We start from the raw sequence: 13,710 nt of genomic DNA on the forward strand, positions 1-13,710 counted from the left end.
ATGAGCACCATTCCCTTTCTTCCGGAACGGCTGAACCGAGAGCCTGCGGTGTTTCGCGGTCTGACGGTCAGTGAGCTGCTGATAGCGCTGCTGGTCGGGCTGGCTACTAGCGCAATTGCTGGAGTCATTCCAGCAGTACTATGGCGAAACTGGAGTCTTATCCCCGGTAGCGCCCTGCCCGGCGGTGCACTGGCGATCCTCTGCGGCGGACGCTGGCTGGCGCGGCTGAAGCGCGGACGCCCGGAGAGCTGGCTGTACCGGGCGCTGGAGCTAAAACTGGCCCGTTTCGGTATCGGCACTCAGCGTTTTGTCCTGCACGATGGCGTCTGGGCCATTCGCCGGAGCCAACGATGAGCGCCTTTAAGCACGCGCTGGCCGCGCGGGATGCGCATATCCGCACTCTGCATATTGCGCTGTTTGCGTTATTCCTGCTGGCATCAGGCATGGGATTCGGCTGGTACAGCGCCCCACGACAGCTCACGGTTTACCTGCCACCGGATCTCCGTGCCGCCAGCCAGCGTCCGTGGTGGGAAGTGCCGCCTGCCACGGTGTACGCCTTCGCGTTTTCGGTGTTTCAGCAGATCAACCGCTGGCCGACCAACGGCGAGGTCGATTATCCCCGCAACCTCAGCGCCCTACGGGCCTATCTTACCCCCGGCTGCTACAGCCAGATTGACCGGGAATTTCACCAGCGCCTGCAAAACAGCGAACTACGTGACCGGGTGCGCGGCGTTTATGAAATCCCTGGTCGGGGGTTCAACGACAAGCGGGTGCAGATCCTCGACCGTGACAACTGGATTGTGACGCTGGATCTGACCGTCGATGAGTATTTCCACTCCGAACCCGTCAAAAGGGCGATGGTCCGTTATCCCATCAAAGTACTGCGTTATAACATCGATCAGCAGAAAAATCCGTGGGGGCTGGCGCTGGACTGCTTCTCATCGCCACCGCAGAAGCTGGAGGCGGCTAAACCATGAATGTCCGCCCGCTGCTGATCCTGCTGGTTGCCCTGCCCCTGCACGCTGTCGAACTGGTGAAGTGGGAGCGTATCCCACTGCCAGTGGCGCTGAACATCGGGCAGGAGCGGGTCGTCTTTGTCGATCGTAATGTCCGCGTGGGCTATCCCGCCGCACTGGAAGGCAAGCTGCGCATTCAGAGCAGCAACGGCACGCTGTACCTGCTTGCCAGTCAGCCATTTGCCGCCACCCGGCTACAGCTTCAGGACACAGGGAACGGCGAGCTGATTTTGCTGGACGTCTCAGCCAGCAAGGGTGAGCACATCCGGGAGCCGATACGCATTGTCCGCGAAGAGAAAAAGACGACTGACGCGAAACCCAATGCAGCTCCGGGCCCCTCATCGTCTACGCCGCTTCCGGTGGCACTCACCCGCTATGCCGCGCAGATGCTATATGCCCCGTTACGCACCGTAGAGCCTTTGCCCGGCGTTCAGCCCGAAGGCGTGCGGCTGGCAAAAACCATCACCACTCTGCTGCCTGCCCTTCCCGTCAGCACCATACCGATCGGCGGCTGGCAACTGGATCCTTACCACCTGGCGGCGATCCGGCTGCAGAATAAAAGTGCCACCCGACTGGAACTCGATCCGCGCCAGCTTCAGGGGCAGTTTTACGCCGCCTCCTTCCAGCATCGCTGGCTAGGGCCTGCGGGCAGCGCCGAAGACACCACCGTACTCTATCTCATCACCCGCAATCAGCGCCCTGAACAGGCGATCCTGCCGGAGCCTGTGCCGGAGAAGAAGAAATGAAGCTCCAGGCCAATATCCTGCTGCGGGTTCTGACGCCGCTCATCTTGCTGGCGGGCAGCGTCCTGCTGTTTCATGCCTGTCAGGATCGCAAAACCACCCCGTCAAAATCCTCTGCGCCTGCAACGTCCCTCAGTCACGACGAGTTGAAAGCGCTGGGGATTGAGGGCGACACGCCCGCCGATACCGTCGCCACGCTGGTCGGGCAGATGAAACTCTGGCGCAAGGAACTGGAAACGGTAAAGGCCAGCAATGCCGCGCTGTTGCAGGAAAATCAGCGCCTGCGTGAACGCGAGCAGAACACCGACAGCCGCATCAACGAGGCTATTAACCGCCAGCAGACCAACACCTCGCAGCAGCAAAACGAATTGCTCAGTTCATTACAGACACAGATCCAGCAGCTTAAAGGCAACAGAACAGCGGACGACTCGCTGGCCGGGCTGGGCATTGATGAACCGGAAACGGCTTCCGGCGAACCACTGCGCTGGATAGCGCCCGCCGATACCCTGCCAACGGATAAAAACGGTCGTCCGCTGCAACCAGCGCTGGCCTTTCCTTCCACGATGCAGAACACCTCACCACAGCCTGAAACACCACCGCCCGCCGCCGTCAAACCGGTCTATACCCTGCCGCAGAACAGCACATTAATCGGCTCAGTGGCGATGACCGCGCTGCTGGGGCGCATTCCGCTTAACGGCAGCGTCACTGACCCTTACCCGTTCAAAGTGCTGATTGGCCGCGATAACCTCACCGCCAACGGCATCGAACTGCCCGATATTGAAGGCGCAGTGATCTCCGGCAGTGCCACTGGCGACTGGACGCTCTCGTGCGTGCGCGGCAGCTTAACGTCAATCACCTTTGTCTTTCGCGACGGTACGGTACGCACGCTCCCCGCCGAAGGCGACAAAACCGGAAGCGGCACGGAAAGCAATATCGGCTGGCTGTCCGACCCTCACGGCCTGCCCTGCATCCCCGGCGAACGCAAATCCAACGCCGCCGAATATATCGGCTCGCAGTTCCTGCTGGCCGGCTCGTCCGCCGCCGCGCAGGCGCTGGCGAACAACCAGACCACCTCCACTGTGGAGGATGGTTCCATCACTACCGCGCTGACGGGCGACAGCGGGCAGTACGTACTCGGTCAGGCGCTGGGCGGCGGCCTGAAGGAGAGCGCCGACTGGTTTAAGCAGCGCTACGGCCAGATGTTCGACGCCATCTACGTACCGCCCGGCCAGGCAGTTGCCATCCATATCACCCGCCAGCTCGCCATCGACTACGAGCCTGACGGACGGCGGGTGTACTACCGCACGGCGGGCGAACGTACTGGAGATCTGGACTGATGCGTATTCTGATTTTGCTGTTATCGCTGCTTCTGAGCGCCTGTAGCACCGACCAGAAAACACTGCTGCCGGTGGAAGAAAACACCACCATGCTGAACATCTGGGGCAAACAGAATAACGATGCGCAGGCGCTGTACGACGCACGATCGGTTCTGCGCCACCCGCTGGATGACGCCACGCTGGCCGCGCAACAGCAGCAGGTCGCACGCAGCGATGGCAATGCCACACAGGCGTTGTTCCGGCGACTGCCGAACCCGGATCTGGAGATGTATATCTTTCCCCATCTGGCAGGCAGTGAAGGCGTTCCGGTGCCGGGCTACACCACCGTCTTCCCCTTCTATAACCGGGTGCAGTACGCCCTACCCGGCGAGCGGACCGATCCACTGTGATGATGCGTAGCGGCACGCTAACCGAACGGACGGTGGACAGCCTGTACCAGAAAGGCGCGTCGTTCGTCGATTTTCTGCCGTGGGTTGAGTATCAGCCGGAAAGCAAAACGCTGCTGCTGGATGACGGGCGCTCGGTCGGCGCGGTGTATGACATCACGCCGTTCGGCACCGAGGGCCGCTCTCCGGCAAGGCTGGAAGAACTGCGCGATATCCTGAAAGACGCGCTTCAGGACAGTTTCACGGAATACGACCGCCATCCGTGGGTGGTGCAGTTTTACTGTCAGGATGAGGACGACACCGCAAGCTGGCTGGCCGCGCTGCATGACTACGCCGTACCAGAGGCGAAGGATTCCGACTTTACCCGAGCCTGGCTGAACGAGATGGAGCGCCATCTGCACGCGGTTTCCCGCCCGGAAGGCTACTTCCTGGATGATGCCGTCAGCCATACCCGCTGGCGTGCTCAGCAGCGTCACACCCGAATGGTGGTCTACCGCTGGTTACCCAATAAATCCCGCGATCCGCTGGAAGATTCCCCGGAAGAGGCGCTGAACACCATTTGTGAGCGAATGGTCTCCGCACTGGCGGGCGCGGGTATTCACGCCCGCAGGCTGGAATGCGAAGCCATTCGCCACTGGCTGCTGCGCTGGTTTAATCCCGCCCCGCAGATGGCCGACTCACCCCGGCAGTTCTGGCAACAGATGGCGCAGCAGGATGACAAGCCGGATCTGCACGACTTTGCCGAGAGCCTGCTGTGCAGTGAACCCCGCTCGCAGGCCGCGCAGGGCACATGGCTGTTCGACCAGCGCCCACATAAGGTCATCGTGCTGGACAGGCTGCGCAAACCGCCCACCGTCGGCCATATGACCGGAGAATCCGCACGCGGCGACGGTATTAACGCGCTGTTCGACCTGCTGCCGGAAGGGGTGATTATGGCGCTGACCATCGTCGTCTGGCCGCAGGATCGGCTGGAGGAACATTTAAGCCGCCTCAGCGACCGCGCCATCGGCGAGAACGTCGAATCGGAGTACACCAAAAAAGACTGTCAGGAGGTGCGCCACTGGCTGAAGGACGGCCACAAACTCTACCGCAGCGCGCTGGCGTTTTATCTTTCCGCTCCGGATAACGGCGAACTGACCCGGCGCGTGCGCAGCCTGAACAGCTTGCTACTGAACGCGGGTATGGTTCCGGTACAGGAGAACGACGAACTCGCCCCGCTCAGTTCGTGGCTGCGCTGGCTGCCGATGTGCTTCGACCCGGCGCGGGATAAGCGTCAGCTCTACACCCGCTTCAGCTTCGTGCAACACCTCGCCAACCTGTTGCCGCTGTTTGGCCGCGAGAGCGGCACCGGGCATCCTGGCGTCAGCTACTTCAACCGGGGAGGCGGGATGCTGTGCTGGGACCCGCTCAACCGCGAGGACCGCGCCCAGAACGGCCACCTGCTGCTACTCGGCCCGACCGGCGCGGGCAAATCCGCGACCCTGAACGCCAAAATCGCGCAATTGATGGCACTGCACCGCCCACGACTGTTTATCGTTGAGGCGGGTAACTCGTTCGGGCTGATGGCTGACTATGCCCGCGAACATGGCCTGACGGTGAATAAAATCAGCCTGAAACCCGGCTCCGGCATCACGCTGCCGCTGTTTGCCGATGCGTGGAAGCTTGCAGAAAGCGATGCACCTTCAGCAGAACCAGATGACGACGATCACGAGGATGCCGACAACGAACAGCGCGATCTGCTGGGCGAAATGGAAATCACGGCCCGACTGATGATCACCGGTGGCGAACTAAAAGAGGATGCCCGCCTCACCCGCTCCGATCGGGCATTAATTCGCGAAGCTATTCTCCATGCCGCCCGGCTCACCGCCCGTGAGCAAAGACAGACGCTGACGCAGGATATCCGCGACGCGCTGTTTGCGCTGGCACAGGATGCAGCGCTACCGGAATCCCGCCGTAACCGGCTGTGGGAGATGGGCGAAGCGATGAATCTGTTCTGTTCCGGGTTTGAAGGCGAACTGTTCAACCGCGAAGGCGAAGCGTGGCCGGAGGCGGATATCACCCTGGTGGATCTGGCGATGTTTGCCCGCGAAGGGTACGAAGCACAACTGGCGATTGCCTATATCTCGCTGATTAACCATATCAACAATCTCGGCGAGCGCGACCAGCACCTGGCACGGCCCATCGTCAATATTACCGACGAGGCGCATATCATCACCGTCAACCCGCTGCTGGCGCGGTTTCTGACCAAAGGCTCGAAGATGTGGCGCAAGCTGGGGATCTGGCTTTGGCTGGCAACACAGAACTTGAGCGACTTTCCGGACGATGCGAAAAAACTGCTCAATATGATCGAGTGGTGGGAGCTACTGGTGATGCCGCCTGAGGAGGTGGAACAGGTCAGCCGCTTTAAATCCCTGACGCCGGAACAGCGCCAGCTCCTGCTCAGCGCGACTAAAGCGCCGGGGAAATATACCGAAGGCGTAGTGCTTTCGCCGCGTCTTGAGGCGCTGTTCCGCGTAGTATCCCCAGCATTGTGGCTGGCGCTAGGGATGACGGAGAAGCATGAAAAGGCAGAGCGCATGCGGATTGTGCGGGAGTTTGGGTGTAGTGAGCTGGAGGCGGCGATGAGGGTGGCGGAAAGGTGTTTTGTCAATGGATAAGCAGTACTAGATATTTGTCTAGCACAATTCACAACCCCAAATTCACATTGAAGTATTGCAATTTTAGTATTATTTTACTGACTTTAATATTTATCAGTCGATGGATTCACAAGGAGCTGAGATTGACTATAGTTTTTGAATGCTCTAAAGAAAAAGTTACTCTTTTCTATGATGGTAATAAGATAGAAGAAAGCCCGAGAGGGCGGAAATTGCAATTTACAGGTAAAGATTTCATACCTATGTTTACTGGCACAAAAGTGGAAGATATCCCTACTGATATAAGTTTTTATATTGGTAATCTCCAATGTGTCTATCCTTCTTTATCAGCCATTTCGTTAGATAATTCAAAAAATGGAATAAATATCCGACTGATGAGTGACTATGTTGACCTCAATTCTTGGAATAATCCTTTTTCTTTCGACGAATATATACAACTATTAGAATCATCCATCTATGGTTTGATTCCTCCCATAAAAAAATTTTACAAACCCAGCTATTCTGACGCTAATACCCTTACTGTTTTTAGTTTGGATTTTTTTATAAGCTCTGGAGACATCACGGAAAAAATTTCACAATGTATAGATGATTTCTCTAGCGCACATAAAACTGCCAACAACACCTTGCTAAAGGATAAATCACTTCTTATCCACTCACCTCATAGAGAATATAACTTTGTTAACGACGAAAAATGTTCCCTTGAAGAAGACTTACACACTGAATTTAAAGAAATAAAAGAAAAAAACCCCCTTAATTCAATTCAAAGACATGTAGACGAATATATTCTGGCATTTTTAAACAGCGAAGGAGGTAGCATATTCTGGGGTATTTGCGACAATGGAATTGTGAAAAGTTTATCATTATCACTTGAGTTAAAAGACAAAATTAGAAAAACCATTAATTCAAAAATAAACACAATCGAACCACCGATAGACCCAACGCAAATAGGTGTATTTTTCCATACAGTATCAAATGTCAAGGAGGGCTTTGTATTAGAGGTTAGCATACCTAAATCCAACTCCCGAAAACTATATTTTAACACTTCAGGAGATACTTGGGTTCGTTTAAATGGTTGTAAAAAGAAATTACAAGGTAATGCGTTGCAGGATTATATTATTCATCGCAACAAAAATGCCCCATGAGAAACAGTTATGATATCATCCATAAACACTAAGGATAGAACCTATTAATATATAATGCAAAGCACTATGGTTAACATTTATAAAACCACCTACCAGATCGTTCAAAGGTGGACAATGTTACATTCAAAATATATTATCTCGGTTGAGAGATTCAATCCTTTCCATATAGAGCTTTCAATGCCAAATAATATTTTCCCTCAGCAGTCAATCTGTAAACGAAACTGGTAGACGAAGAGACTTGTCTTGCAAAGCATTATATTCCGAATGCATAATTACTGGAGCAAGGCATACTCCATAATTATTATCTATACATAATAGGCCTTTGTCGAACAGAGTATGGATTTCAGTTCTCAGTAACAATCATAGCACGCCCGGGAATGCCAGGAACCTGCATAAGGTCGAAGGTACGCAGCTTCCAACAATTCAGGAATAGCACACTCTGTGACAGCATATTGACCTTCATATACACGTAAAAGATGCCGTCTGAAAGCAGGTTGTCCCTCGCGTACAATAGTTTTACACATCATCCTAACTCTAGCATCACGATAAGTTTCATCATTAGGAATATTATTTGCAAGCTCGTATTCATTTCTCAGTTTCAATATCAACAGGTCAGCGGACCTAGGCTCAGAAATTAGAACCGGCGTTTTTCCATCTTCAGATATATCCCTGACACCGTATATTTCAGGTATGTATATAACATAGCGCGTATTCCTACCAAAACCTGAGCGGTAGAGTCTGTCCATCGGATGGTTTCTATTGCTCAGCATGTTTTTCTCACACCACGATGAAACCACCGCTGATTATGATTTACGGTCAATGCCTGGAGTTGTTATTCTATTTCGGATTTTTAAGTGGGGCATTGCTCGCCATTATCCCTTTGACTATTTCAGCAACGGGAGACTCCCCGAGGACTTCTACAGCATATACCACCCGAAGGCGCTGTGGCTCCAGATATTCATCAGGTATGTTGTTACTATTCAAAGATGCATCATTATTAAAACCATGGTGGCGCATCCATTCCCCCCACTGGTGCGAGTGCTTGCTAATACCTTTTCTGTTCGGCTCGCGGCGCAAATCTCCACCATAAACTCCTATCGAGCAGGAGCTCTTCCAAGCTGCTCAGCTAACTCATGTCAACAATCCCAAACAGCCCTTACCAATAGTCTTTTCGGATAGCCCTCTTTACTTAGCTCCACCTATAACCTCCGTAAATATCGAGAAGAACATCCCCAACAACCAAATGTTGCTACCTTATACTCAACAGCTCCTGTGGCGTTTCCCACTTCAGCAATCGCTCAACCGCTGTATCCTCTGACAAGAACTGGCGGGCCAGTCGTAGGCGTTCCATAATCTGTACCCTCTGCTGCTCATCAAGACCAGCTGCATCTAGTTCTGCTTCGCGGAAGAACTGTTCCATACGTTTGTCTTCAGCCCACTGGGTCATAATCGCTTTCAGCTCATTAATACTGGCTTTGTGTGCTTCTTCTTCTCGACGGATACGCTCCTTTTCGAGCCAGATAGCATGTTCCCGCTCGTATTTAATTCGCCGTTCCTCGGCTTTGATTCGAGCTTCTTCTAGCTGTCTGGTAATGACAGGTATTGTTTCCTGCATCACTGCAATCATCTTTGGGATCTGGCTAATCAGGCCACATTGTTTTGTCTGCCGGAACTGCACTCGCCAGTCAGCTGACTCATAAGGCGAATAGAGCTGCAAAAGGAAGCGTCCGGTAGGCAACGTATGCTTCGAAATATGATGAAAAGGAATACTGTTTTTTCCGCGCATCCACCGCCCCATTTGCTCGTCACGCACATAGCGATTTTTGACTTTCTTCGCCGGAACATATTCCGTCATTTCGGCTAAGTTGAACGCAAAATACATGCCACCCATGCAAATGATACTCGGCGTATAAGGTCGCCATAAATTGTCCCAGCGATACCCTTCTCCCTTTGGATCTTCCTTGATATCAATATCCGCACGATGAAACCGTTCTCCAGGAACATCCAGTGTTACTCGATAGCCCTGTTTCCCCAGAGCGTCAAAGAACCGGCTCAAGAAATCTATTGCGCTATCAAACCCCGTATCCGAAACATTGAGATCCAGGAGCTTCTTTTTCGCAGGCTTGTAGTAACCATCTTCAGTCACACTGGATTTCGGGAGATACGTTTTGAGGTCATTGATTAACGCATAGCCGTTACCTGTAATAGTGGCTTGCTTTCTCGCTGCTGAAGGTACTGGCTTTAGTGATGCGACGGTGGGTGACGGTGCAGTTACGCCAGCTTCCTTCGGAATTTTTGTTGTTTTGCCTTTTTTCAAATCAGGCAATGCTGGTACCGCCGGTGCTATTCCTTTCGCCAGTGCTTTCCAGTAACCAGTAAGCGGTCTCGGTATCCGTAATTCAGCGCATCGTTTTGCCAATTGCTCTTTGCTGATGCTATAGAGAGATGTGATTTTCTCCGCTGGCTCGCGCCAGACAAGGAGATACAGCTCTTCCCTGTCATCAGGTAACGTTTGAGTGGCATTAGTTTGCAGACTTTCTGACATGACATTCTCCCTTCGCGGGAGACATTATCAAAGAATCTAACTGGCAATTGATTGAGTTAAGTCACTTTTTGGCAGTATGTTTCCTAAGAAAAGGAATCATTAAATGACCTATAATATTAATTAGCTAAACTCAAAAAGCTTACTAATTTCAATCTCTAGCCCTGCCGCAAGGACACTGATCACTTCAAGAGTAGGATTTCTGACCCCTCTTTCAATCCCACTTACATACGTACGATCGAGGCCACACTTGTCAGCAAATGCTTCCTGAGATAAGCCTGATTGTAACCTGAGCTTTTTAAGGTGCGCTCCAAAAAGAGCTTGAATACTGGATGAATTTTTCATCCAGAAAAGATGACGTGTAGATGCCTATCAGACCACGGACTATGAGTCACAAGTAGTGGTTTCTATATCTTCTTTGGTACTTGTTCCAAACATAAACAGATCGCTAAGATCTAAATCCAGACCACCCGATATTGCCCACAAAATTTCAAGTGTAGGATTTCGTACTCCGCGCTCAATTCCACTCATGTATGAACGATCAATACCGCATTTATCGGCAAAGTCCTCCTGAGACAGCCCCGTCTCTCGACGAAGTTCCCTGATTCGGTTGCCCAGCATTTTTTTGATTGATCCGGTCTTTTCCATAGGACCAGCATCAATCTTTGTTGCCTATTATTCCACGGACTATAAGTCACATAAAAAGCGTGCTAGCATACACGGATGTGACTCATAATCCACATACGAGGTAACAGGAGTGACTAAACAAGACTGGCACCCAGCCGACATCATCGCCGCCCTGCATAAGCGCGGCACCAGTATGGCAGCGGTCTCGCGGGAAGCGGGGCTGGCGTCCTCCACCCTAGCGAATGCGCTTTCACGTCCCTGGCCGAAAGGCGAGTGGCTGATTGCTCAGGCGCTCCACGTTCATCCGGCTACGATCTGGCCGACCCGTTATGCCGGGCAGGAGGATTTCCGTCTGCCAAGACAACCCATACCCGGAATGTCCAGTTGCGCCTCTGTATTTCTGACGGGGGATAAATATTAACGCCTTGCTGTCCGGGAACTGATTTCTCATCGTCGGGTTAAGTCATGAAATCAGAACCATCAGAGATGGTAACACCTTGAATGCAGGAAACACGAATGCGGTAAAAACAGCGGCATCACTTAATGACCGAGGTATACCGATGCCGCATTAATATTCTGTCGTATCTGACACAGGGGATCTTGATTATGATAAAAAGAAATCCGATATATCTGCTGTTCCTAACACTTCTTACCATCCTGTCTGTACCTGCCAGAGCACACAACTATCTGGCTGAAAAACCGGTCGCATCAGCGCCTGAGATGACCTTTGCCACCTGGAATATTATGGCGTCTCGACTCAATCAAACTTCCCGTCTGGCGGATGCCATTCCTGCTCTGCAAAGCGATATCATCGCCTTGCAGGAAGTGGATTTTAATACGCAACGTTCCGCCAGAAATGCCGGGACGGTGAAACCCGTAAACCAGGCGGAAATGCTCGCTAAAGCAGGAAAAATGCATTACGCCGAATGTCCTTCCATTGACTTCGACGGCGGCAAGTACGGCACGGCGCTGCTCTCGCGCTGGAAAATAGACAAAACGGAACAGGTTAAACTCAGCAACATTGAGGGCAGGGAACAGCGAACCGCCTGCGTAAATTACATCACGGTACCCGGTATGCCTGCGCCGCTGGCGGTCATCATCACGCACCCGGATCAGGAGCGGGATAACACGCTGCGTCTTAAACAGATCCGTGAGCTGATGGCGCTGGTAGACAAGACCGGAAAAAATGCCATTCCGGTTCTGATGGGCGATTTAAATCTTGTCCCGGCATCTCCAGAATACCGGGAACTGCGCTACCAGATGAATGATACCTTACCAACCGAAGGTGATTTCACTTATCCCTCATGGAACCCAAATCGCCGGATAGATTATATATTAACCTCTACTGCTCAGCAGTGGACTGTGGAAAGCAGTGTTGCAGGAAACAGGGGAAACATACTTTGGGGACAATTATCCGACCATCTGCCGCTAGTAGTTCGACTTCAATTGACGCATCTCTGATTCGCCGATTAAACCCCGATGTTGCAGGCATCGGGGTTTAATACGCTAAAAAGACAGGCCAAATAAGAAACCAGTGCTGGTTTCGACACAGGCACTGACTTTCTTACCTAAAGTATAAGCAGTGAAGGCAACTTTCGCGATATCGGTCCCATCGCCGGGATATTCTGCCCAATCACTGTGCTCGTGTATGATAACCTGATAATAGGTCCCATTAATTCTCATACTAACATTTTCTGCTTTAACATTACCTTTGTATATTACACTGGAAACATACTTATCTATTGCGGCATCAGAAATCATCGTTGTTTTCTTTCCGGTGGCACTGCATTGTGATGATAAATCACTGGCGCCAACATTTGCTAACGCAGTAAAAGGAAACAATGAAATAATCATGAGCATTTTCAACTTATTCATATCATTCTCCATGTCATTCAAACAATGTATTAAGATAGACAGGCAAAACATTTATTCAGTTAACCGAACCGAAATCCTCAGAATCAGTTTTAAATCCTTTAGCATTGAACTCATTAATCATGTCATCGGGTTTATCCGACGTAACAATCCGGAATTTCGGCATAGCCGGATTATCGCCAACCACATACGCAGGATTACCCCGTTCATCCTTACCGTCCTTCTTATCTTCCCATGTAGAAAGTAAATCTCCGAGGCGATAGCAACAGCGGCCTGTTGTCCCGTCATAAAACGCGTAATTTGCTTTTACATAGATAGAATCATCATAAATGTCTTCTACCGCTGTTTTCGGCTTAATGGAAGGATTTGCCAGAAGTAAATCTGGAACAGCATTAAAGATACCGGTGACAGCTTTTCCAGATACCTGTTCATAGAGGTCCTGCAATATCCCCCCACTGGTTTTCAATCCAATTTCAATACCTGACAGGGTTGTGTTTTCCGGCGCCATCCAGCTATTTACAGACTGGGTCATATCGATACCTTTCTGAGCGAAATCCTTATAGGTATTCGATTTGTAAGATGGCATTGAATTGTAACAGCAAGGAACCTGCTGTTCCTGAAATATTTTCTGCCAGTCACTGTAGAACGGGAAATAATTTACATTAAATTTAAAAATCGTAAAATCCCGGGCATGGAGCTGTACGCCATTGCCTTGTCCATGATAGTAATCTCTGGTATCTTCATTGAGTGCTTTAATCAGTAACGGTACTGACTTTGGATCTTTTATCTCCAGAAAAACGGTGAGATTAAGATAATTATTGTAATAAAAGTCGTAGAAATCTTTTACACTGAGCATCCGATATCTTGTCCATCGACCTCCGGGAACACTTAAAAGATATAATTTTTTGACAACATCATAATTGACTTCAGTGATCTTTGGGTTGTAACCCTCCCCTGTAAATGGGTTAAAACGTTTTTGCCCTGATGGTGCATAAGCATAGATATTGGTTAAGCGTCCCAGCCCTGCATCATGAAATAAAACCGGAATATTATCTTTGGTCAACCGGACATCGGTTTCAATAACTGCCGTTCCATCAATGTTAGCCCGAATAAAAGCGACCTCTGAATTTTCCGGAAACCACGGCTCCCAACTTCCCCGATGAACAGATACCACAGGAGTTGATTGTGTTACATCTCTCATCGTCGCAATCACATGCGGTGGATCATATTTAATCGGATAGGAACACCATATCAACGGCGGGTAAAAAGAAAATAATACTGATAAAAACAGGGTAGAAATTTTCATAGCTGTGCCCTCCTGAGGCAGCTACTAAAAGGAGATAATTTCTACAACTTTGCAATGGTACTTGTAGATACAAAACACAGGAATA

General features: G+C 51.0%; 14 protein-coding genes. 9 read left to right on the plus strand and 5 right to left on the minus strand.

Features of this window, described 5'->3' with window-relative positions; all coding sequences use genetic code 11:
• From ACWKXT_RS15955 to ACWKXT_RS15985, 7 genes are all read left to right on the plus strand, one after another.
• Window positions 1–354 carry a TIGR03750 family conjugal transfer protein gene (locus tag ACWKXT_RS15955; RefSeq protein WP_454532870.1) on the plus strand — a complete coding sequence of 118 codons (354 nt, stop codon included), beginning with the start codon at window positions 1–3 and terminating at the stop codon, window positions 352–354.
• Window positions 351–977, plus strand: coding sequence for a PFL_4703 family integrating conjugative element protein (locus tag ACWKXT_RS15960; RefSeq protein ID WP_454532871.1), 627 nt, complete (start codon window positions 351–353; stop codon window positions 975–977). The genes ACWKXT_RS15955 and ACWKXT_RS15960 overlap by 4 nt, the downstream gene beginning before the upstream one ends.
• The gene (locus ACWKXT_RS15965; protein ID WP_454532872.1) at window positions 974–1,762 is read left to right on the plus strand and encodes a TIGR03749 family integrating conjugative element protein; all 789 of its coding nucleotides are present in this window, start codon (window positions 974–976) and stop codon (window positions 1,760–1,762) included. Before ACWKXT_RS15960 ends, ACWKXT_RS15965 begins: the two co-directional genes overlap by 4 nt.
• Window positions 1,759–3,096: a TIGR03752 family integrating conjugative element protein gene (locus ACWKXT_RS15970; protein ID WP_454532873.1), complete on the plus strand. Its 1,338-nt coding sequence runs from the start codon at window positions 1,759–1,761 to the stop codon at window positions 3,094–3,096. Before ACWKXT_RS15965 ends, ACWKXT_RS15970 begins: the two co-directional genes overlap by 4 nt.
• Complete coding sequence (locus ACWKXT_RS15975; RefSeq protein ID WP_454532874.1) at window positions 3,096–3,485, plus strand: TIGR03751 family conjugal transfer lipoprotein; 390 nt, start codon at window positions 3,096–3,098, stop codon at window positions 3,483–3,485. The genes ACWKXT_RS15970 and ACWKXT_RS15975 overlap by 1 nt, the downstream gene beginning before the upstream one ends.
• A complete protein-coding gene (locus ACWKXT_RS15980) occupies window positions 3,485–6,139 on the plus strand; it encodes a conjugative transfer ATPase (RefSeq protein ID WP_454532930.1) in 2,655 nt (884 codons plus the stop codon). The genes ACWKXT_RS15975 and ACWKXT_RS15980 overlap by 1 nt, the downstream gene beginning before the upstream one ends.
• A 122-nt stretch (window positions 6,140–6,261) precedes the next feature.
• A complete protein-coding gene (locus ACWKXT_RS15985) occupies window positions 6,262–7,278 on the plus strand; it encodes an ATP-binding protein (protein WP_454532875.1) in 1,017 nt (338 codons plus the stop codon).
• A gap of 1,249 nt (window positions 7,279–8,527) precedes the next feature.
• On the opposite strand, the gene ACWKXT_RS15990 is transcribed toward ACWKXT_RS15985, so the two are convergent.
• The 3 genes from ACWKXT_RS15990 to ACWKXT_RS16000 form a co-directional block, all read right to left on the minus strand.
• Window positions 8,528–9,823, minus strand: a complete 1,296-nt coding sequence (locus ACWKXT_RS15990; protein ID WP_454532876.1) for a hypothetical protein — start codon at window positions 9,821–9,823, stop codon at window positions 8,528–8,530.
• 120 nt (window positions 9,824–9,943) lie between these two features.
• Entirely contained in the window at window positions 9,944–10,165 is a 222-nt protein-coding gene (locus ACWKXT_RS15995; RefSeq protein WP_001805387.1) for a helix-turn-helix domain-containing protein, read from the minus strand.
• Between the two features lie 39 nt (window positions 10,166–10,204).
• Window positions 10,205–10,468, minus strand: coding sequence for a helix-turn-helix domain-containing protein (locus ACWKXT_RS16000; protein ID WP_454532877.1), 264 nt, complete (start codon window positions 10,466–10,468; stop codon window positions 10,205–10,207).
• A gap of 109 nt (window positions 10,469–10,577) precedes the next feature.
• On the opposite strand from ACWKXT_RS16000, the gene ACWKXT_RS16005 reads away from it, so the two are divergent.
• Both ACWKXT_RS16005 and ACWKXT_RS16010 read left to right on the plus strand, forming a co-directional pair.
• Window positions 10,578–10,868: a helix-turn-helix domain-containing protein gene (locus tag ACWKXT_RS16005; RefSeq protein ID WP_454532878.1), complete on the plus strand. Its 291-nt coding sequence runs from the start codon at window positions 10,578–10,580 to the stop codon at window positions 10,866–10,868.
• 185 nt (window positions 10,869–11,053) lie between these two features.
• Window positions 11,054–11,908 carry an endonuclease/exonuclease/phosphatase family protein gene (locus ACWKXT_RS16010; protein WP_454532879.1) on the plus strand — a complete coding sequence of 285 codons (855 nt, stop codon included), beginning with the start codon at window positions 11,054–11,056 and terminating at the stop codon, window positions 11,906–11,908.
• A 45-nt stretch (window positions 11,909–11,953) separates the two neighbouring features.
• Here the strand turns inward: ACWKXT_RS16010 and ACWKXT_RS16015 are convergent, their stop codons facing one another.
• Window positions 11,954–12,322: a hypothetical protein gene (locus ACWKXT_RS16015; protein WP_454532880.1), complete on the minus strand. Its 369-nt coding sequence runs from the start codon at window positions 12,320–12,322 to the stop codon at window positions 11,954–11,956.
• Window positions 12,323–12,377: 55 nt separating this feature from the next.
• Window positions 12,378–13,625: a glycerophosphodiester phosphodiesterase family protein gene (locus ACWKXT_RS16020; protein WP_454532881.1), complete on the minus strand. Its 1,248-nt coding sequence runs from the start codon at window positions 13,623–13,625 to the stop codon at window positions 12,378–12,380.
• Window positions 13,626–13,710 lie beyond the last annotated feature (85 nt).

The organism is Enterobacter sp. UPMP701, from assembly GCF_053709515.1.

Bases quoted from the DNA above. Each gene is read 5' to 3' on its own strand.
- ACWKXT_RS15955 (WP_454532870.1), top strand. From the start codon at position 1: ATGAGCACCATTCCCTTTCTTCCGGAACGGCTGAACCGAGAGCCTGCG.
- ACWKXT_RS15960 (WP_454532871.1), top strand. From the start codon at position 351: ATGAGCGCCTTTAAGCACGCGCTGGCCGCGCGGGATGCGCATATCCGC.
- ACWKXT_RS15965 (WP_454532872.1), top strand. From the start codon at position 974: ATGAATGTCCGCCCGCTGCTGATCCTGCTGGTTGCCCTGCCCCTGCAC.
- ACWKXT_RS15970 (WP_454532873.1), top strand. From the start codon at position 1,759: ATGAAGCTCCAGGCCAATATCCTGCTGCGGGTTCTGACGCCGCTCATC.
- ACWKXT_RS15975 (WP_454532874.1), top strand. From the start codon at position 3,096: ATGCGTATTCTGATTTTGCTGTTATCGCTGCTTCTGAGCGCCTGTAGC.
- ACWKXT_RS15980 (WP_454532930.1), top strand. From the start codon at position 3,485: ATGATGCGTAGCGGCACGCTAACCGAACGGACGGTGGACAGCCTGTAC.
- ACWKXT_RS15990 (WP_454532876.1), bottom strand. From the start codon at position 9,823: ATGTCAGAAAGTCTGCAAACTAATGCCACTCAAACGTTACCTGATGAC.
- ACWKXT_RS15995 (WP_001805387.1), bottom strand. From the start codon at position 10,165: ATGAAAAATTCATCCAGTATTCAAGCTCTTTTTGGAGCGCACCTTAAA.
- ACWKXT_RS16000 (WP_454532877.1), bottom strand. From the start codon at position 10,468: ATGGAAAAGACCGGATCAATCAAAAAAATGCTGGGCAACCGAATCAGG.
- ACWKXT_RS16010 (WP_454532879.1), top strand. From the start codon at position 11,054: ATGATAAAAAGAAATCCGATATATCTGCTGTTCCTAACACTTCTTACC.
- ACWKXT_RS16015 (WP_454532880.1), bottom strand. From the start codon at position 12,322: ATGAATAAGTTGAAAATGCTCATGATTATTTCATTGTTTCCTTTTACT.
- ACWKXT_RS16020 (WP_454532881.1), bottom strand. From the start codon at position 13,625: ATGAAAATTTCTACCCTGTTTTTATCAGTATTATTTTCTTTTTACCCG.